The sequence below is a fragment of the Providencia sp. TYF-12 genome (assembly GCF_041344805.1).
In the GTDB taxonomy this organism is placed as follows: Bacteria; Pseudomonadota; Gammaproteobacteria; order Enterobacterales; family Enterobacteriaceae; genus Providencia; species Providencia huashanensis.
In genome coordinates, this window is sequence record NZ_CP166833.1 from 2,998,554 (window position 1) to 3,019,250 (window position 20,697).

At 42.7% G+C, this 20,697-nt stretch carries 18 protein-coding genes and 1 CRISPR repeat array; of the genes, 3 read left to right on the top strand and 15 right to left on the bottom strand.

Features of this window, described 5'->3' with window-relative positions; all coding sequences use genetic code 11:
- Positions 1-3: 3 nt before the first annotated feature.
- The 15 genes from csy2 to flgB all read right to left on the bottom strand — a co-directional run bounded on the left by csy2 (position 4) and on the right by flgB (position 18,461).
- The gene (gene csy2 / locus ABE954_RS13720; protein WP_166685257.1) at positions 4-948 is read right to left on the bottom strand and encodes a type I-F CRISPR-associated protein Csy2; all 945 of its coding nucleotides are present in this window, start codon (positions 946-948) and stop codon (positions 4-6) included.
- The gene (csy1, locus tag ABE954_RS13725; protein WP_042844255.1) at positions 945-2,213 is read right to left on the bottom strand and encodes a type I-F CRISPR-associated protein Csy1; all 1,269 of its coding nucleotides are present in this window, start codon (positions 2,211-2,213) and stop codon (positions 945-947) included. Before csy1 ends, csy2 begins: the two co-directional genes overlap by 4 nt.
- A gap of 27 nt (positions 2,214-2,240) precedes the next feature.
- On the bottom strand, positions 2,241-5,720 hold the full coding sequence (gene cas3f / locus ABE954_RS13730; protein WP_371025485.1) for a type I-F CRISPR-associated helicase Cas3f: 3,480 nt from the start codon (positions 5,718-5,720) through the stop codon (positions 2,241-2,243).
- A complete protein-coding gene (cas1f, locus tag ABE954_RS13735) occupies positions 5,717-6,691 on the bottom strand; it encodes a type I-F CRISPR-associated endonuclease Cas1f (RefSeq protein WP_371025486.1) in 975 nt (324 codons plus the stop codon). The genes cas3f and cas1f overlap by 4 nt, the downstream gene beginning before the upstream one ends.
- Before the next feature lie 149 nt (positions 6,692-6,840).
- A CRISPR array of direct repeats spans positions 6,841-7,947; the repeat unit is 28 nt; unit sequence TTTCTAAGCTGCCTGTATGGCAGTGAAC.
- 269 nt (positions 7,948-8,216) lie between these two features.
- Positions 8,217-9,152: a flagellar hook-associated protein FlgL gene (gene flgL, locus ABE954_RS13740; protein WP_042844258.1), complete on the bottom strand. Its 936-nt coding sequence runs from the start codon at positions 9,150-9,152 to the stop codon at positions 8,217-8,219.
- Positions 9,153-9,180: 28 nt separating this feature from the next.
- Positions 9,181-10,824: a flagellar hook-associated protein FlgK gene (gene flgK, locus ABE954_RS13745; RefSeq protein ID WP_166686867.1), complete on the bottom strand. Its 1,644-nt coding sequence runs from the start codon at positions 10,822-10,824 to the stop codon at positions 9,181-9,183.
- 142 nt (positions 10,825-10,966) lie between these two features.
- A complete protein-coding gene (flgJ, locus tag ABE954_RS13750) occupies positions 10,967-11,947 on the bottom strand; it encodes a flagellar assembly peptidoglycan hydrolase FlgJ (RefSeq protein ID WP_042844260.1) in 981 nt (326 codons plus the stop codon).
- Positions 11,947-13,050: a flagellar basal body P-ring protein FlgI gene (locus ABE954_RS13755; protein ID WP_042844261.1), complete on the bottom strand. Its 1,104-nt coding sequence runs from the start codon at positions 13,048-13,050 to the stop codon at positions 11,947-11,949. Before ABE954_RS13755 ends, flgJ begins: the two co-directional genes overlap by 1 nt.
- Before the next feature lie 33 nt (positions 13,051-13,083).
- Positions 13,084-13,866 (bottom strand): flagellar basal body L-ring protein FlgH, encoded by a 783-nt coding sequence (locus ABE954_RS13760; RefSeq protein ID WP_173424802.1) that lies wholly within the window; start codon positions 13,864-13,866, stop codon positions 13,084-13,086.
- A gap of 81 nt (positions 13,867-13,947) precedes the next feature.
- Positions 13,948-14,730 (bottom strand): flagellar basal-body rod protein FlgG, encoded by a 783-nt coding sequence (gene flgG, locus ABE954_RS13765; protein ID WP_042844262.1) that lies wholly within the window; start codon positions 14,728-14,730, stop codon positions 13,948-13,950.
- Positions 14,731-14,748: 18 nt separating this feature from the next.
- Positions 14,749-15,504 (bottom strand): flagellar basal body rod protein FlgF, encoded by a 756-nt coding sequence (locus tag ABE954_RS13770; protein ID WP_042844263.1) that lies wholly within the window; start codon positions 15,502-15,504, stop codon positions 14,749-14,751.
- Between the two features lie 15 nt (positions 15,505-15,519).
- Entirely contained in the window at positions 15,520-16,740 is a 1,221-nt protein-coding gene (gene flgE / locus ABE954_RS13775) for a flagellar hook protein FlgE (protein ID WP_048606790.1), read from the bottom strand.
- A 27-nt stretch (positions 16,741-16,767) separates the two neighbouring features.
- Positions 16,768-17,625: a flagellar hook assembly protein FlgD gene (locus tag ABE954_RS13780; protein WP_048606788.1), complete on the bottom strand. Its 858-nt coding sequence runs from the start codon at positions 17,623-17,625 to the stop codon at positions 16,768-16,770.
- 12 nt (positions 17,626-17,637) lie between these two features.
- On the bottom strand, positions 17,638-18,042 hold the full coding sequence (gene flgC, locus ABE954_RS13785) for a flagellar basal body rod protein FlgC (RefSeq protein WP_042844266.1): 405 nt from the start codon (positions 18,040-18,042) through the stop codon (positions 17,638-17,640).
- A 5-nt stretch (positions 18,043-18,047) separates the two neighbouring features.
- The gene (gene flgB, locus ABE954_RS13790; protein ID WP_042844268.1) at positions 18,048-18,461 is read right to left on the bottom strand and encodes a flagellar basal body rod protein FlgB; all 414 of its coding nucleotides are present in this window, start codon (positions 18,459-18,461) and stop codon (positions 18,048-18,050) included.
- 208 nt (positions 18,462-18,669) lie between these two features.
- Between flgB and flgA the strand changes: the two genes are divergently transcribed.
- From flgA to ABE954_RS13805, 3 genes are all read left to right on the top strand, one after another.
- Positions 18,670-19,338 (top strand): flagellar basal body P-ring formation chaperone FlgA, encoded by a 669-nt coding sequence (flgA, locus tag ABE954_RS13795; RefSeq protein WP_206226935.1) that lies wholly within the window; start codon positions 18,670-18,672, stop codon positions 19,336-19,338.
- 280 nt (positions 19,339-19,618) lie between these two features.
- Positions 19,619-19,921, top strand: coding sequence for a flagellar biosynthesis anti-sigma factor FlgM (gene flgM, locus ABE954_RS13800; protein ID WP_042844270.1), 303 nt, complete (start codon positions 19,619-19,621; stop codon positions 19,919-19,921).
- 9 nt (positions 19,922-19,930) lie between these two features.
- Positions 19,931-20,371: a flagella synthesis protein FlgN gene (locus tag ABE954_RS13805; protein ID WP_042844271.1), complete on the top strand. Its 441-nt coding sequence runs from the start codon at positions 19,931-19,933 to the stop codon at positions 20,369-20,371.
- Positions 20,372-20,697: the final 326 nt, after the last annotated feature.

The following is a 20,697-nucleotide window of genomic DNA, read 5'->3' on the forward strand; positions in this document are numbered from 1 at the left end:
TACTTATTCTCCACTCGAAATAAATTTAGATGCCACTTGTTGGCATAAATAAAGGTTATTAGGTTCGTCATAACCGTATTGCCACAATATTTCATTAATATTGTTAGCGCGGTTTGCCAAAATAAACTCACCGAGCGTCACAACACTTTCTGCGAACCGGTGAGGTACGTCTAAATCTCGCTGATTTTTTGCCTGAGCAAGTGGCGAAACCCCTTGATATCCGGTAGCAATAGGTACAACCCAACCTGCCACTTTACGTTGAGCACGCCATTCAAATTGCGATTTCCCCTCATTTTCGTTGCCCCATTCGACGCAATTATTCTCTACCACCACATAGTCCAACAAAGCATCCATAGCATCTTGCCCATCTTCCATCGCTCGAATCATTAAATCCCTGCGTTCTATTAGCGCATAACCGGGCATTACGCTATTTAGCAGCCCCTGCCTTGATTCCCCGTCTACCTCATCTGATTGCAGAATATGTGCTGTTGGTTTACCTAATGAAAGAATGTCGCCACCAGCGAGCTTCATCGTCTGTATTAAGTCGTAAATGACCTCTAAAATAGGCGATTGTGTAGGGAGTGCTTTAGTCTTACCACCGTCATTCACGCCATATCTGATAAGTAATGACACATCTAAATGACAACGGGCCTCTTCAATAAATGCGGAACGCGTACCGTCACTATTCAATGGGTTTGCAGTACCTACAATGGAGTTAACATAATCATTCGGCCCGCGATAGGTTTGTAAATCACACGCGTGACTAATAACAGCAATAGAATCAAACACAATATCCAAGTGGCCATCAGCCCGCAATTTACGCTCTAGGGCATGCATAAAACCGAGCCAAGCCGTCATGGCTGGAAAGCCAATGGTATAAGGGCTAGATAACGCATTGGCATTTTGTATTTTGATATGAGGAAGCTTGAGTATGTAGGTTGAGCTCATCGTAACAGCTCCTTATTAATGGCGATAACCTGCGCGATAGCCGCTAGCTCGTCGTTACCTAAAGCAATGGCTTTTTTCCCTAACACTTTTTTGTAATGACGCATAAATTGCTGAGCAATAAGAGTAATAATTCCCTCTAGCCATTCATCCGAGTTATTACGCTGCTGTTGGTCTGGAAACAGCCAAATTTGCTGTACTTTTGCTAATTGAGTGGGTAATTGAATGTTATTCTGTTCAAACCCACGCCTGACCTCCCACATGGTCAACATAATGTAGTCTACATATTCTTGGATACGCCTATCACGATATTCAATAAAACGGCTACCACGCTGCGCTTTCGGTAGGGAGATCAAACCATGAAATGCTTCTAACGTTTCTTTAACTTGCCAAGGGTTTACAGTATTGGTAAAGAAGTCATAAGTAGGTAAACGCCGCTTACGCTGAGCTATTTGGGGGGGTAATGACGGCAATAAATGGGCTTTCCCTGCATTTTGATTATTAAGCACGGAAATATTTTGGGGCTTAGTTCCCCCATAGCCAATAGTAGTTAACCCATAAATTTCTTTATAGCCAACCTGGCTAAATTCCCCCTTGCGTTTTAAATCACGCAGTGCCTTAGTTTGCTCAGAAAATCGAATTGTATCAATACGTTTGCGTAGTTCAAAAACCAAACCGGATGGGGTCAGTGGAGATAATAAATGGTATTCGTTATCCTCCAACCACACAGGAAAGTAAACTTGTTTTATTTTTGAGCTAGTGATCACGGTTTTATCTGCCGCCACCATGGCAAGAAAACCATCCCTGAGTAAATGATACTCTTCATCCCCTTGATTAAGTATGTCTTTTGCTAACGGTGTTTCATCCTTAATATGGGCCAACAACGTTCGGTTATCTTGCAATTCAAGTGTGAGAAATTTATATACATCAAGCGCTGCCGCATTACCCAATGCATCCGTCTCAACCATGACATTCCCTGTTCGGAGCAAGCCATCATTTGTGTGCTCTGCCCTCGCTAATATTGGGGTGACATACCCGTTTTTGTTTTTTCTAGAGCTTGGATGACTAAAGGTACAAGGATGCGTGGATAATGAAATTTGCCCCGCCCGCTTCGCAGCACTCGGCAACCACTGAGCCAATGATAAAATAGCATCACATTTCTGCTGCAGTTGCTGTATTTCCCCTTCACTCATCGACGCTTTTACATTTTTTTTAAGCCAACTTTCTTTACGCTCTGTAAAGAAAGCCTCTATTGCTGGATCTAACATAGTAAATGGTCCTTGTGACTTAAGTTTCTATTCAAAAACCTTAAATGTGCTGAGCCCCATTTGGTCGTTATAGTGGTAAAAAACTCCGCTACTTTTACGCGGTAAGAAACTAATTTCGCCATACCGTTTTGAAAGCTGCTCTGCTTGCTGATATTCATTTTCTCGGCTCGCCAATGATTGCTGATAGTCTCGGATGAGCCATAAGCGCTGTTTTAATGGTTCGGCAAGTGGTTGAAAACCAATTCCATATTCATCCTCCTTCGTGACCCAACCACTGTCTTTGTCGTACTCACAAAAGTGAAGTCTATTTTTTGCTGATAAGATTAAGGATACCCGTTTGGTCGCTTCACTTTCCCTAAATGACGCAAACTGCTGAGGAAGTGCCGTCATCCACCACCCCCCACTGGTATACCCCCATAGCGTGGTCGGGCGTTTTTTAGGAAGTACTGCGCTTGATAAAAATGTAGAGCGTGTTCTTACGGCTGCCTTAGCAGGCTTAGCGGTGGATACATCGCCCATCAGCCGTTCGATTGATGCATGTTCTAAACAGGCTAAATTAGTTGTTTGCTGAGTTTTCCAACCTGTAATGGGTTGTATTCTAGGAATGGCATCAACAGATTTAAGTAGCTGTGATTCATCCACCAGCTCAGATAGGTTATAAGTTGATAAGCTAAGGTTTAGATTGCGATTTTCATAACCTGGTTTGGAAAATGCATCTCGTTGATTATTCCCTTGAAAAGCGACCCAGTTATATTGCAGTAAAGCGATGTTAGGGCTCGCCACTTCACCCGCACGGTGCCGACGAACCCGCCCCGCCATCTGTACGATTGAGCGGTAAGATGATGGTTCAATAACGGCCCAATCAAAGTCATGATCACGCCCGACTTCCTCCACCGGTGTTGCCACTAAAATAAAAATAAGATGTTTAGCTTTCCCATTTCGGTGGGCTTGGTCTAAATGCTGCCTAACAATAGGGTTTTGGAATGCTTCAGGCTGCTCTCCTTCTTTTTCCTTACGTTTCAATACGCCATCAAGGTGTTTTTCTTGCTCATGACGTAAAAGTAGTACCTGTTGGCTATGGTAGGCCATAGTACGAATTTCCACCTCTTCAGGCCATTGTGCCGCCAGTAAATAGTGAGTCAATGCAACACAAACTGGAATATTAGCAACACGCACAACCCCAAAGGAAACTTGCAACTGGGTTTCCCTCTCAGAATAGGCGTGAGCCTGATGCAATCTAAGAATAGCTTGCTGAATGTGAGTAAAATACTGAGTTTGTAAGTCTTTGCCTTGTTCTTTTTGTATCGGCAAGATAAAGGCTTTTCGGCGAGCAACCAGCCCCCGCAATGCCTTTACACGTTTTTCTATAAAATTGTTATGGTACTGACGATAATGACTGACCGTTAATTCATCATCGGCTGTGGTAATGGTTGCGATTTGGCATGCATGTATGCATTTATCTTTTTTCTCATCATACTGCCCCTCATCCACCCAAACACAACCGACTTTTAAGGATTTTTGATGGCTAAGTGCATGAATATGCCAGCCTTGTTGGTAAGCATTAAAATAAAAAACAGCAAGTGTAGGGGGGATAGTGGCTGATGAAATCATAACTTTACGCCCCAAGGCCCCTGCGAGATAAACAAGCCGCCCAATAGCTACGGGGTCATTCCCTGTAAAATCATCAATTTCATCAATAACTAAGTCAGATGACATTAATCGAAGATAGGGAAGAATATAGCGACCACCTCGCAGGGTTTCCGTCGCCCCCATAATATGGTCAATGGTACAAGCTAAAATAGGGGCATAAAGCAAAGCTCTATCTTTAGGCCGCGTCAATACAGTAGCCAACTCTTCTTCTGGTAAACTACCTTGCCATTTTTCTTCTGACCAATTTAATTCAAGCCCTTCATCATCAAAAAGGCGGTCTTGGGACTCAGAACCAAATTCTGCTAATTGGAGCTCTTGTTGAATTGTTTTTTGTTTATCTTCTTGATGAAGGTCTAAAACGGCTTTAGAGCCAATTAATACTGCAAGGTTGTCATCTTTTATGCCTAAGCGAGTACGATACTCATCCCCTGTTTGCAATGTGAGAGCTCTGAGGCCCAACGCAAGAATAAACCGCAAGCTTTGTTTATCCTCCGATAACGCTTGCATAATTTTAGCGTTGGCAACCGTCTTACCGCAGCCCGTACTTGCCATATTGACAACAAAATATCCTTCCGTTTTATCTTGTTGCTGTTCTCGATATTGCTCAATGGTATTAACCACATCTTCCTGCCAACTAAATTGCCCTGAGGCATTTTTATGCTGTTTCAGTAAGTTAATATCACTCGCTACAGGGGGTTCTATGACAAAGAATGGCAAGTACTCCGTAATATTTGCCGCAATATTAGCCACATTAACCAAGTGTTCATCCAGCCGTTGCTTGTATGCAGTTTGCCCATTCACGCGCTGGGTATTGGCATATAACGCCATATTTGATTGCCATGTTGGGTCTGCCTCCTTTGAGGAGTAATTGTGATCTCCCAGCATCAAGCACAAGCGTGCTTGTTCAGCAACTAATTGCCAGCAACCATTGCTTAGCGCTTCATCAAATAACGGAAGTTGGTGTTTAAGGTGTTCTGCCGCTTGACTTAGGGCTTGACGCCAAACTTTTGACTCACTTAATAAGCCATGAGGGAATTCAAAGCATTGCTGAATGCGTTGCGCATATTCTGAAGCATCATAGAGATTTTGGTATCCCCATTGTTTATCAACAATATCTAATAATTGAGCTAATGAGTTACAGGGTTGATCTGCATATTGTAGACGCTCTGTTTTATTAGCCAAAAAGGGTAACCTGTGATGGGAAACAATCAACCAAACCAGCAATGAAGCTGCATCAGGTAGTTGGTTTAGTGGTTTTTCCAGTTGATTTTTTCCCTTCATCCACGACTGTAATTGTTGCTCATGCCATGATGAAGTGATTAATGCATCCAACCAATTTTCGTCACTATTCGGTTCTTTCTGGCTTTTTACCAATGCACTAAATAGCAGTGACGATACCCATTCGTGGCGCAGCGGGTCGCCTTTAAAACGCATGTTTGACGCGGGGTTTAATTTATCTTGAAACAATTGTGAGGCTTTTCCCCAGTCATGTAACAAAGCGGCTAAACGAACAAATCCATTAATTAACGGCAAATACTTCCAATCATTTCCTTGCTCACTACCCAGTAAGGATTTTTCTGTTCGGTTCACTGGAACATAACCTTGTTCATTGAATTTGTTTTTTCTTCCCACTACCCATAATAATTGGCTGCGAGAGCGAGAACGTATCCAATGGCAGCTTACAGCTGTATTGCGACTGGCGCTGCGGCGCAGTAATTTTTGTACTGTATGCAACCCTTCTTGGGTGATCAAGGTTTGCCATGTGTTATCACCAATTCGGTTAGCAAATGCATCTAGTACCCGCCGAGTCCGCTTTAACGCGTGCTTTTCACACTGAGAAATAAAGGTTACCATCATAGCTGAGTAACCTGTTGTTGTGCCTCGTTTTGTTGTAATGCCAAAGATTTAACTACATCGAACATAAAATCAAGGGATTGATGGTCAACAAATGATTGCAATATTTGCTGGCGAAACTCTTGCTCTGTTGCCCCCTCTTTACCGCAAATAAATGCCCACGGTAAAACAACCGCATCTTTAATTAAATCTGCGATATCAAAGACTAAAGCGCCACGACGAGTTTTACCATGCATTACTGCAAAACCATGGGGAATACCCAGTACCCATAGGCAACTTGCGGCTAACCCATAAGCCAGATAATTACCATGGTTTAAAAAAGAATTCGCTTTATCAACAGCTTGGTGTTGACGAGTGAAATTTTTTTGCCCTGTATTATTAGCAGCGTATTTATACAAGGTTTTAGTTAACTGAGCTTCTGTAAGCAGTAGTTCTTGTGTATATTGAGCAGAGATAGTGCGATTATGGAAGGCCTTTAATGCGGATTGAATCGTGCTGTCTTGGTATACAAACCCTTCATTCTGTAATTCACGAGAACTTTGCCAAACTTTCTGTAGGTATGTGATACGCGACTGTTGTAATACCTTAGCCGCGGCTAACCTTTTTTCATCATTAAACCAAAACGATAACCAGCTTTGTAAATATTCCGTTGGCCGATATTCGCCTTGTGGTGTCATCCATTCTACTTCTGTAGACATATACAGAGGTGTACCACCACCCCCACAAAACCCAACTAGTACCCCCGCTTGAGATAACATTCTCATTGCGGCTTGGGTAATTGATGTTCCTGTACCAAGTAACAAAACTGTTGTATTTGCAATAGGGATATTGAAATAGAGGTTTTCATTTTTTGCCTCTGTGAAATACAACACTCGACCATCTTTTTGCATCACTCGACAATGCTCTAAGTAATACATGTTAGCGCGCTTGGAATGTAAGATGGTTTTTAAGTCACTAGGTGAAAAGTCATCCATAAGCAGTTGAATTCTTCCTTAAATAATAAGTTTTTTGAATCAATCTTATTAGAATAAGCTTTAACCAATGAAACAAGCCTTAAATTATCACTAAAGCCAAATTTGCGAGGGGTTTCACAGAATATCCAGTAAAAATAACTCCTTGGCTGTTTTTTAGCTGCCTTTATGGCAGTGAACGATTAATTTAACTCGCAGGGATGCAATGAAGATTTCTAAGCTGCCTGTATGGCAGTGAACCCCCAGTCCAATGTGATACCCCAAACCTCTGATTTCTAAGCTGCCTGTATGGCAGTGAACTGGATGCAAGTCATATTCACGCGGAGTGATATTTCTAAGCTGCCTGTATGGCAGTGAACCGTGTTCATTTTGCGGGGATTTGCAACCTTATTTTCTAAGCTGCCTGTATGGCAGTGAACGAAACAAAATCCATAAGGTCACCTTAAAAATATTTCTAAGCTGCCTGTATGGCAGTGAACACTTAGATAAGCCTGAAATCCCCACTAAATCTTTTCTAAGCTGCCTGTATGGCAGTGAACAGCTTCACCATCAAGGGCGAGCGTGATTGTCGTTTCTAAGCTGCCTGTATGGCAGTGAACTGTCACCATAAAAACCTGTCGTAGCCTGACCCTTTCTAAGCTGCCTGTATGGCAGTGAACTTGGTCTGATTACTATGATTTTGTGAGCAAATTTTCTAAGCTGCCTGTATGGCAGTGAACGCTCGATATCGTCGTCACCGAGCGCCTACCTATTTCTAAGCTGCCTGTATGGCAGTGAACCAAGGCTGGCATAAGTCGATTTCTAACGTGCCTTTCTAAGCTGCCTGTATGGCAGTGAACAACAACGAAAACCCGCCGCCAATAAGTTTAACTTTCTAAGCTGCCTGTATGGCAGTGAACGGATTGACGAATTGACTTTGATGTTTTTCAGCTTTCTAAGCTGCCTGTATGGCAGTGAACTAAATGGGGGTGTTAGTATTTAAGCATCAATATTTCTAAGCTGCCTGTATGGCAGTGAACAGTTGGGCGGTTACCACTGGCGGTAGTGGCACTTTCTAAGCTGCCTGTATGGCAGTGAACAAAAGCTCGTCATTATCTATTAATATCGTTTTTTTCTAAGCTGCCTGTATGGCAGTGAACCGATGACAGCAAATTCGGATATGGAGTTATGTTTTCTAAGCTGCCTGTATGGCAGTGAACACAACGTGCAATACATCGGGATTGATTCCACATTTCTAAGCTGCCTGTATGGCAGTGAACTATTAGTTAAATAAGATAAAACAAAGAAAAACAATGTACTAGTTTTATAAACGCCAAAATACCTTTGTTTTGGGAGGGCATTCTAACTTATTGTTTAATAATTAATTTTTTAAATAGCAAAAAATAAAGGTTAAACTAGGGTAAAACAAATCGGGATTTATGCAATATGCACTAAACAAAAATAGTGCGTAAATATAGGTACCTCAAAATAAAAAAACCGCGCTCGAATCACTCCAAAGCGCGGTGAGTAAAATTAAACCTTTAATTTATTAACGGTTACCAAAAAGTGACATACTGTTTAAATCTTTAAAAATACTTTGGGATGCATCAAACATCGCCTTTTCTTTATAGTAATCCGTCGTAGTACCCGTCCAGTTGGTCTCAAGCAGCTCACTTTTACGAGCTGCATTTTGAATCGAACGGGTATCTGCCAAGAAATCTAATTTATCAATTTCTTGCAGTTGTAAGCCTTGTTTCGCTTCAATATTAGAAATTTGGTCAAGCGCTGCTTTAATTCCACGGTTAGCTTCATCCATCCCTGCTTGAGCGCGGTCTAAATCAGCTTGAGGCGCATCTTGTTGTGGAATTTTCAGCGCATCAATACCTGCATTCAACGCTTTGAAAACATTAACAACATTATCGCTGCCCGTCTCAAAAACTTGCGCACCCGTAAAATAGGTGGTCATTTCTCGGTCACTAGCGACATTTTGCATAATTGGTTTATCGCCGCCGTGGTACAACACATTACCATCAGCGTCAATTTCAAACGGGGGCTTATCCGATTTAAAACCAGCAAAAATATAACGGCCATTACCATCCGTTGTATTACCTAATCCCACCAGTTGTTCTTTTAAACCTGTTAACTGTTCTGCCAGTGAATGACGGTCTTTATCACTTAAAGCACCTTGGTTAGAAGCTTGAATGATAGTGGTATCAATTTGTGTGGTCACATCCGTCATTTGAGTCAAAATACTCATCTGCAATGTCATGCCCGTTTTTGCAAACCCACGGCTTGCGACATATTGCTGGTTACGGTTTTCTGATTGGCTAATTCGCACCGCTTGTGATGAGGCTTGAGGGTCATCAGACGGTTTACTCACGCGCTTACCCGAGGCTAATTGGCTACCTGCATCCATCCAACGCGCCTGAGCATTATTCATGTCTTGCAGGCGTTGGTGATAAATCATATTTGTACTTAAACGCATCGCTAAACCCTTATTATATTGCTAAAACTTAGAATGCACGCATCAACGCATTAAACAAATCATCCACCGTTTTTAATACTTGCGCATTCGCATTAAAAAACTGCTGGATCTTCTGCATTTGAATACTTTCTTCATTCATATTCACGCCTGAGATAGCCTGCTCTTGGGCATAAAAGCTCTCAGTCATTTTATTTTGTGTTTCCGAATCAATTTGGGCTTGTTTAGTTTTACTACCGACATCATTGACTAAGGTTGCGTAGAAATCAGAGAAGGTCGAGCCGCCATCAATCAGTTTTTGGTCTTGTAATTTAACCAGCTCTTTAATATTTTCATTATCACCTGGGCCACTATCTTTACTCCCCGCGGCAGCAAAGCCCGATGCATCACTAATCAATGTTTGCATACCGTTGATAACACCGCTCACAGGCTTAACAAGGAAAGAATCACCTTTTGTCATGCCTTGGCTATTGCTTATTTTGACTTCTATACCATCAAATTTCAGTGTGCCTGCGGTTGAATCATCTACCGAAATTTTAGTGCCTTCAGGTAAACGAGTGACATTCCATTCGCTACCATCAAAACGCATTTCATAGTTATTGCCTGTCACCTTAGAGACATCGCTATAGCTCAAATCGAAATCCGCTTTACCACTATTATGGGTATTGCTAACAACGCTGCCTTTACCAATCTCAAAAAAGTCTTTACCCGTATTACCATTGGCATCATAGCCTTTGCTATGAACTTCATTGAATTTCGTTGCAAAAACTAATGCTAATTTATTGAGTTTTTGATAAGCCGGGTCAATCACTTCCTGACGAGAACGCAAAATACCGCTTAGCTCTCCCCCACGAAATGACCCATCTGGGATTTCACGCGCTTGGCCATTTGCTCCCACAAAACCGATACTAAAACGGCTATCGTCTTTTGATGAAGGGACTGCTTCTAAACGGTTAGCTTTTTCGCCAGTCACCAGCGGTAAACCATTGGCAAACGTCACATTATAGTTGCCGTTTTGTTCAATGACCTTAACCCCAACTAACGAGTTAACTTCATTTACTAAGCGATCACGCACATCCAATAAATCATTAGGTTCAGAACCGCTGACTGAACGTACACGGGAGATCTGCTGGTTTAGACCAGCAATTTTTTCCGCATATGTATTGATATCTTTCACCTTATTTTCGATTTGGTGATTAATATCCCGCTCCATTTCTTGTAAACGGCGATCAGCGTCTTTAAATTGACTTACCAACGCATTTGAATTGCCCAAGAAAACGTCAATCAATGTTTTATCACTGGCGTCACTGGTTGCTGCATCTAATGAAGTGAAAAAACTACCGATATTACTGGAGATATCTTCAATATCATTAGTAAGCAAATCATCGACTTTATTACAGTTTTTAACGTACGCCTCATAATCACCGCTGCGAGCGCGTGATTGGCTGTACTGTGCATTGATAAATTCATCAAACTCACGGCGAACATGGCTGAAATAAGTGCCGTTACCAAAATAGCCATTAGGTGTCATCGTACCGGGATTCTCCCCGAAAACAGCACTTTGGCGGTGATAATAACCTACACCTGCGTTCGCTAAGTTGTTAGAAATCACACTTAACCCGCCTTGTGCAGCGTTCACACCACTGAGCGCATTATTCATTACATTGTTCAGCATAAGCTTTTCCTGTTCTAGATGCTGACCCCTTTAATTGGCTGACACAATCAAAGTGATAAGCAACTCAAATTATTTACAGCATATTTGGTTATCGGAAATTCAGCGTAATTGTTTAGGCCAAACTCGCATTAATTCCGTGTTTTTAAAAAATATCGTTTAAGTCTATGGTATAGGCTTGCACTGCCCTTGATGCCGAGGTATTTGCTGTCGGTTGATGACCGCGAATTTGGTTAATCAAGGTGATCAGTTTGTCTGAATAACTTGGGTCAGTGGCGTAACCGGCTTGATGTAAGCGACGCGCAGCAATTTCAGGCGTCGGCGCTTTTTTCACATCTTTATAGCGCGGGTTTTCGGTTAATAGACTGATATAATCAGCAATCGCTTCTTCGTATGAACCATAGACTCGGAAGTCATCGCGCATTTTTATTGTTTTGCCATTAATGACTTCGGTTGTCATGATATTAGTGACGGGTCCCTGCCAGTTTTTCCCAGCTTTAATACCAAATAAGTTATGGCTGGTTTTACCGTCACTTTTCAAAATTTCCCTCTGTCCCCAACCACTTTCTAATGCCGCCTGCGCTAAGACGAGAAAGTGTGAAATACCACTGTTTTGACTTGCAGCCTTTGCTGGTTCAATTAAGCGACGAATAAAATTACTGCTGTTAAGCGATAACGCTTTGATTTTTTGAAATGGTGCTGAAAGCGTATCCCCCATAGGCGAAAAATGGCGCATCATCTGCTGCATATTAAATGGTGGCAATGTTTGGATGGCTTTTTCATCGAGCGGTAACATGCTATTGCTGAGCGCTACATTAGGCTCTATTTGCTCGCGCGTTAACTGTTGGTACATCATCTCACCAAAACCTAAGCCTTTTTGTGAAAGATCTTGGGCGATTTGCTGGTCATACATGCTGGTGAGCATACGTGTTTGGTCGCTGGAAAATAAACCATCTTGGGGTAATGCGTCACGCATACTTTTTAGCATCATTTGGACAAATGTTGCCTCAAGTTGCTGCGTGACTTGGCGCAGCCCTTGCTCTGGGTTTTTATTCAGTTCGCCTTTTAGCTGGCCTAGCGACTGTAAATCAAACGCGGCACCTTGCAATAGCTGCATATCACTCATTAGATGATCTCCAATTTTGCACGCAAGCAACCTGCACTTTCCATAGCTTGCAATATTGACATCAAATCGTTTGGCGTCGCACCTAAAGTATTTAAAGCCTGAATAACTTGGTTTAATTGCACACTCGCATTCACTTTTTGCAATGAACCACCTTGGTCGCGTATACCAACATTGGTGTTACGGGTTACGACCGTTTGCCCACCTGCAAATGGGGTATCAGGTTGGCTGACTTGTGTTTGTCTTTCAACGGTAACCGCTAAACTACCATGAGCCACCGCACAGCTTTCGAGTGTCACACTGCGGTTAATGACAACTGAACCGGTCCGTGAATTGAGGATCACTTTTGCTTCTGCCATTGGTGTCCGCACGTTAAGTTCCTGTACCCGAGACAAAAAGCGTACTTGGTCACGGTTGTTAGCCGGAACTAATAATTGAACCGTACGCGAGTCCAACGCGGAAGCTGAACCGACTCCCCCCATACGGTTTATTGCATCTGCAATATCTTGCGCTAATGTGAAGCTATCTTCGTTTAATTGCAGGTTAATTGCGCCACTTTGCCCAAAGTTACTTGGTAGTTCACGCTCAATCGTTGCCCCGCCAGTAATGCGTCCACCATTAAGTTGATTCACTTTAATGCTGCTACCACCACCGCTTGCGCCAGCTCCACCAACCAGAATATTTCCTTGCGCCATGGCATAGACTTGCCCATCAACACCTTTCAGTGGCGTCATCAATAATGTTCCACCCCGCAAGCTTTTTGCATTCCCCATTGAAGAAACAACGATATCCACAGACTGACCAGTACGCGCAAAAGGTGGTAATTTTGCGGTTACCATCACCGCTGCCACATTTTTCAATTGCATGTTAGTACCGGGGGGGACCGTAATCCCCATTTGCGACAACATGTTATTTAAACTTTGGGTTGTAAATGGGGTTTGCATGGTTTGGTCACCCGTGCCATCGAGCCCGACAACAAGTCCATAACCGATTAATGCGTTATCACGTACCCCTTGAACCGTGGTTAAATCTTTAATACGTTCACTGTGCGCTGCAAATACAAAACAGCAAAATAGCGATAGCAAAATTAATACTTTGTTTTTCATTGAGTTCTCTCGGCTATTCTCTCTTATGTTCAATTAATAAGGCGAAACATTTAAGAAAAAGCGTTGCAGCCAGCCCATGTTTTGCGATTCATTGATGTAACCATCACCCACATATTCAATACGTGCATCCGCCACCTGTGTGGAGCTTACATGGTTATCTGACCCAATGGTCCGTGGGTTAACCACGCCAGAGAAGCGGATCGACTCCGTCCCTTGGTTAATGGCAATACGCTTCTCACCGACGACATGTAAGTTACCGTTCGCCAGTAATTGGTCTACCGTCACGGTAATCGTCCCTTTAAAGGTGTTATTGGCATTCGCTCCGCCCTTACCACTAAAGTCACTATTACCTTTAATATCGAGTTCGGTATTCTTACCGCCAATCCAACCTTGCATAAAGCCGGGCAGTATCGCAGCCAAGAAACCAGTTTTCCCAGTGCGATTCGCATTTGCAGACGAGTTTTTGCTAGCACTGACATTTTCTTGTAGATTGATAGTCAAAATATCGCCAACATTACGAGGGCGCCTATCTTCAAATAGGGGCTGATAGCCATAATACGCCGGCTGAGCACTTTGAAATATTGAGCCATTCGGTGCAGGTGCCGTCGGTGCACTTGGAATTGCCGTTGTCTGTGTGTCCACTAACGGACGTGATTTTATGTGTGCGCAGCCACTGGTAATCAAAACCAAAGCAATGACTAATCCCACCTGTTTGGTTGCGATTAAAGGCGTTTGCAACGCTATTTTTTGCTGTTGAGAAATCGTGCTGCTTTCAATCATCATGCTACTCTTTTGCTGCAGTGTACGTTCTACCATCACGAAGAGATCCCTCTCATAGGTAACTCACCATCGTGATTGCAAGTTACCTTTCTGTGTCTTTCCCGCTCAATAAACCAATTACAGCTGAGTTAAACGCTGTAGCATCTGGTCAGATGCGGATACTGCCTTACTATTAATTTCATAAGCACGTTGAGTTTGGATCATATTCACTAACTCTTCGGCAACATTGACGTTAGATGTCTCTAGCATATTTTGATAAATCAACCCTGCACCATTCGTTCCCGGAGCACTTTCATTAGGGGCACCTGAACTTGCCGTTTCCATATACAGGTTTTCACCCATACTTTCTAAACCTGCATCATTGATGAAAGTAGTTAAGGTGATTTGACCAATCTGTTGCGGCTGATTATCACCATAAACGGTGATAGAAACCGTACCATCACGGGCAATTGACATGCTGTTTGCGTTATCAGGGATCATAATCGCAGGGACAATTTGGTAACCGCTTGAGGTTACAAGCTGGCCATCTTGGTTGGGCTGCAATGCCCCATCGCGGGTATAGGCGTCGGTACCATCTGGCATTTGTACATGCAAGAAACCTTGGCCTCGAATAGCGATATCGTTGGTATTACCCGTTTTGTTTAACGCACCTTGTGCGTGAACTCGCATTGTGGCAACGGGACGAGCCCCCGTCCCCATTTGTAACCCTGACGGTAACGATGTTTGCTCAGAGCTCATCGCGCCAGGTTGGCGAATATTTTGATACATTAAATCTTCAAAAACGGCACGTTGGCGTTTAAAACCATTAGTACTGACGTTTGCCAAGTTATTAGAAATAACATCAAGGTTGGTTTGTTGAGCATCAAGCCCTGTTTTTGCAATCCATAATGAACGGATCATAATAATTCCTTACTGAATTTAGCTGACGGCAAGCAATTGGTTTGCCCGCTGTGCATTTTCATCAGCACTACGGACTACTTTCATTTGCATTTCAAAATGCCTTGCATTGGCAATCATGGAAACCATGGCTTCAGCAGCATTAACGTTACTTCCCTCAATCACACCAGCGGTAACGATAGCGCGCTCACTTTGTGGAAGCACATTGCCATTAGCCGCTTGGCCTTGAGGTGATAAATGAAATAACCCATCTTCCCCACGAAGTAGGTCTTGTGGCTGTGCTTCAACCACTTTTAAACGGCCAATCTGCCCTAGCATCGTTGGGGGGTCGGTCGCCAATAGCGCTGTCACTGTGCCGTCTGTGCCGATAGTTAATTCGGCATTCGGCGGAACATTAATAGGACCACCATCCCCTTGTAAACGACGCTCGCCAATCATTAACTCACCTTCACTCGAAACCTGAATATTACCGTTACGCGTGTAGGCTTCGCTGCCATCGGCAAGTTCAACAGCCAAAAAGTGCTTGTCATTTAACGCCACATCTGTTGACTTGCCTGTATAGTTCAGTGGCCCTTGGCTCATATCTGCACCGGGTGTTGAGGCAACGACCAGTGTCCTTGTTGGTTCGCTGTCCCCGTTAATGGGCACAGCACGCATTGCCGATAGTTGTGCTTTAAAGCCCGCCGTTGACACATTAGCAATGTTATTTGAAACAACCGCTTGGTTTTCAAGCGCATGACGCGCCCCACCCATGGCAGTATAAATGACGTGATCCATGCCCACCCTCTCGGTTTATCGTAAGTTAACCAATGTTTGTAACATTTGATCTTGCGTTTTGATGGTCTGCGCATTGGATTGATAATTACGCTGCATCACAATCATACTGATCAACTCTTGGCTCATATCCACGTTAGAAGACTCCAGCGCACCACTGGTTAATTTGCCGTATTGCCCTACACCCGGGACACCATCCATTGGGTTACCTGAAGCATTTGAAGAAGCCCAAACGTTACCACCTTGAGAAACTAAACCATTCGGGTTAGCAAAAGCAGACAGCGCAACTTGCCCTACCACACGTTTTTGTTGGTTAGAATAATTCGCAGTAATTAAACCGTTATCTTCAATTTTAAACGTGGTGTATTCACCGGCAGGAAAGCCATCTACATCAATAGCACTGACCGAGGATTCACTGACTTTCTGTTGGCGAGTTTTACTCAGATCGACATTTAACGTTCCATTATCCGCCCCATTTAACCCGTTATAAGCAAAGGCGAATGTGGCTTTATCAGCGTCTTTTAGCTTGCCGTTGCCGTCAAACTCTAATTCACCTAATTTTTTAGCTTCTGTGTCGTTAGTATCTTTTGCATAAGCCGTCCAGTTATTGTCAGACTCTTTGACAAAATACACTGAAATTTCGTGAGTATTACCTTGACTATCAAATGCAGTCATTGTGGTACTGAAATTATAAGTTGCTGAATCATCAGGTTTTGTTATATCAAACTTTTTATCTTTAACTTTATCTTCTGAATTAAGGTTAACTGTCAGTTTGGCTAAGTCTGATTTTTTAGCATCCATCATATCGGTTGGAATGTTAATTCCCGCAGGAACACCACCACTTTGAATAGTGACATTACCGTCCTCATCAACACCTGCCGGATAACCTGTGACGATCATGCCTTGGTTGTTCACTAAGTTACCGCTTTTATCACGTAAAAACTGGCCATCACGGCTATAGTAAATATCGCCATTTTTGTCTTGCACACGGAAAAAACCATTGCCAGAAATAGCGACATCCGTTGGTCTATCCGTACGTGTGATAGGGCCATCTTTAAAATTTTGTGTTACTGCTGCAACATTAACACCCAGACCAACGCCTGATCCTGCGAACATATCGGCAAAAGAGGTTGTCGCCCCTTTAAAACCATTGGTCGCGGAGTTGGAAATATTATTACCAATTGAATCCAGCCCCGCTGATGCTGCATTTAAGCCACTGACTGCTTGTGAAAAAGACATATTTTCTCCATGAGTATTGGGGATAAATTAAGATGAAGGATAAACTTTGAAGATGCTGCTCAGGGGGACACTTTGCCCAATACCAACATCTAATAATGGTGCGTCAGAACCTGGGGTCACGCCGTTGACGCGGGTATAACCTAGTTTTGTGACTTCAACTTCGGCTCCGGCTCTGACGGCTTTCACATCAAAGTAATATTTCCCTTTTGTATCTGCCACTAGGTTTCCTTTGTTGTCGCGACCATCCCAAGCCATATCATAAATATCGGGTTTGACTTCGGTATCATAAGTAATGGTGCGTACCACCATTCTGTTTTTATCGCGAATAGTAATTTCAACGTTATCTGCCAATTTCGGCAAAAAGAAACCAAACGGAGATGAGATAAATTCGGATTGTGGTTCTTCGCTGCCGCCTTCATCACCCATCACACTTTTATCACTCAGTGCAAAGTTTGAAGGACTATCAGGGCTAATCCCCTCATCCGGTAATGGATTTGAAGGTTTAATGATTGAACTATCTTCGCCAGTGCTCTCTTTTTTAAGTGGCGCTAAAATAATTTCGTTGCGAGGAATAAGAACACCTTTGCCAACAAGCTGAGTGGCTTGTAATGATTGCCCTGAACCGATTTGTTGGGAAATACCACTAACGCTATCACTTAGCTTATTCATACTCTCAAGCGTTGCGATTTGTGCCAATTGACTGGTCAAGTCGGTATTTTCCATAGGGTTAGTAGGGTCTTGGTTTTGCATCTGTGTGACAATCATCTTTAAAAATGTGTCACGCATATCATCACTTTGACTTTTCTTTGGTACATTACTGGCAGCCGGCTCTGGACCGGCTGTAGTATTATCCAAAGAGTCGTACATTGTGGCGGCAATTCCCATTACAAACCTCCCTTACTGGCCTATTGTTAATGTCTTTTGCAATAACGTTTTTGCCGTATTCATCACTTCAAGGTTGGCTTGATAACTCCGAGAAGCCGAAATGGTGTTGATCATCTCCCCGACCATGTCGACATTTGGCATTTGCACATAACCTTTTTCATCAGCCAGTGGATGGCCAGGCTTATATTCCATACGCGGCGGTGCGGGGTCTTCAATGAGTTCACTCACACGCACACCACCCACTTCATTGCGCCCTTGTGGTGCCATTTGAAAGACCACTTGCTTTGCACGATACGGCTGCCCGTCCGGTCCTGCGACGCTTTCAGCGTTTGCCATGTTGCTTGCACTGACATTTAAACGCTGAGACTGCGCTGTTAATGCAGAAGCAGAAATATCAAAAATACTCAGTAACGCCATGCTTATTACCCTTGCTGTAGAACAGCCAACATACTTTTAACGCGGCTATTAATAAATGTGAGATCAGCCTGATATTTCAGGGTATTATCAGCGAATTGACTACGTTCAATATCCATATCTACCGTATTACCATCCATCGATGTCTGATAAGGAACACGGTATTTCAAGTCTAAATTTGGCGCTTTAATGCCTCGTCCTTCGATATGGCCTTTAGCTGTCACGGCAAGGGTGACGCCCTTTGAACCAACGACACCTTTGTCCATTGCTTGTTGAAGTTGACGATTAAAGTCAATATCACGTGCTTGATAGCCCGGAGTATCCGCATTTGCGATGTTTGAAGCCAAAACAGTCTGCCTTGCTTCGCGTATTGATAACGCCTGCTGCTGAAAAGCAAACGTGGCATTTAATTTATCAATCATGATGGCCCTCAATGGAAATAAAGCGACTCCTGAATCTGAACATTCGCTCATATAATTTAAAATTCGACCTGCATATCTTAGCCGTCTACTAAAAAATCTAATGGCAAGATAAAGGCAAAATAATTGACCTATTTGGCTCATTCATTATTAAAGACCTGCGTAAACTGCAATCGTGAAAAAGTTTGCTTACCAAGGAGGCTATCCCTACATGCGTTATCGTCAAAAGCTGTCATTTAGCATTGTAATTAGTGTCTTAGGGTTAACCATTAGCCTTGCTCAAGCTTCATTACCTCAAGATATCAATCACTATTTCCGCCAAATTCACGGTAAAAAAAACCAAGTTTCTATTGAGATCAAAACGCCGATTGAACGTTGGCCAAGCTGTGAGAAACCCCAAATCAGTCCACCTATTGGGGGCAGAAATATGGGAAATGTATCTATTCCAGTGCAGTGTGGTAAGAAAAAACAATTTATTCAGCTAATTGTGAATGTGACGGGGCAATATTTCGTTGCAACACGTAATATAAATCGTGGTGAATCTATTGAGTTTGTGGATATTGGCAGTAAAAAAGGCTTATTACATAAGCTTCCCGCTGGAGCGAGTACTGATAAAATGGCACTACGCGGCGCAATAGCACTTCGTAATATCCCTGCGGGGCAAACATTTACCAAATCGATGATCCGGCTCCCTTGGGCAATAAAAGCAGGTCAAACCGTATTTGTTTTTGCTAATGGCGATAATTTCTCGGTGAAGTATGAGGGGCGCGCCATTAATAATGCCACCATTGGGCAAAATATTCGTGTAAGATTACTCAATGGTCAAGTAGTCAATGGGTTAGCACAAGAGAATGGCAGTGTTAATATCGCATTAAAATAAATGCCATCAAGACCGAATATGACGAGTCTGTACTTAATGTCAACTCACTCAAAATGAACCTTTATTCTAAATAGTTCAAGTCGCATCAAGGCGACAAGTGAATGAGTCGCTAGGAGCTTACATAAGTAAGTGACTAGTGCGAATGAGCGTAAGTTAACGCAGAGGCGGCTTGAAATATGACGAATAAAGGCAATATTTTGTAACACTATAAAGACTAAAGATCCCACAAAATACGCCGATAACTCTCATATGATAAAAATCGGGAACAGGAAAACACATTATGGCTATTGAGCAAACACCTGCAATTTCTGCGCTAACTCAGGTAACAAACCGTGACCCACAAGATACGGCTACCCCGATGCGCGATAAAAAAATTTCGACAAATGAAATCATTAAAGAAAGTACATTTGTCCCAAGTGAGCTGCAAAAAAAATTATTACAGCCCCAAGCTAGCGATATTAACAGCGCTAAAGTTGAACAAATTAAACAAGCTATCAAAGATGGCACCCTGAAAATGGATGCAGAAAAGATTGCTGATGGCATTTTACGTGATGCACATGAGTGCATGTTATCAATGAAATAAATAACTACCATGACTGATGAACTATTAATCTTGCTAGAACAGCAACATGCTCATTTACAATCATTGCAAATCGTGATGAAAAATGAGGAACTACTATTAGGTTACCAGCGTGTTCCGCCTTCGCCTTTTCAGGAAACGACTGAACAAAAACGTTTCCTTGTTGCGGCGATAGGCCATGGGGAGACCCAGCGGCTACAACTCGAATCACAAGCAGAAATTACCGCGCCTTATGAAGGTAATACTGAATTAGCCAGTGTATGGGAAGCGATTAAAGTATTAACAACCAGCTTAAAAGAATTAAACTATCGCAACCACCAAATGCTGCAATTACATATAGAACTCAATGCTCAACGCCTAAACTTTGTAAAGAAACACAATAACCAATCCACTTATGGTGCTGATGGTTTAGAATCAAAACGCCCTGTTTTAGGTAAAAAAATTTCGATTTAAGCTGTGTTCTGCCTAGTTCAAAAACCCTTTTTTATCATCTCAAAGCCTATCAGACAGCTTACTCAATGACCTGATATAGCTTCAACATTAAGTCGACTAAAGGAAACCTACCGCCATTTAACCGACCTGCTGGCTATCCCCTGATATGCAGCCCATCTAAGAAGCCTCTGATAAAGGCCTAATTCAGTTTCCCCTCATAAACAAATTGGTTCATTTTAATCAGCTATCAAATGCGAAAAGGCCACTCGAATAAGAGTGACCTTGCATACTTTCTTTACGCTTTAACGTGGGTTCAAATATACGCCTTCGGTATATGCCTTAAAACA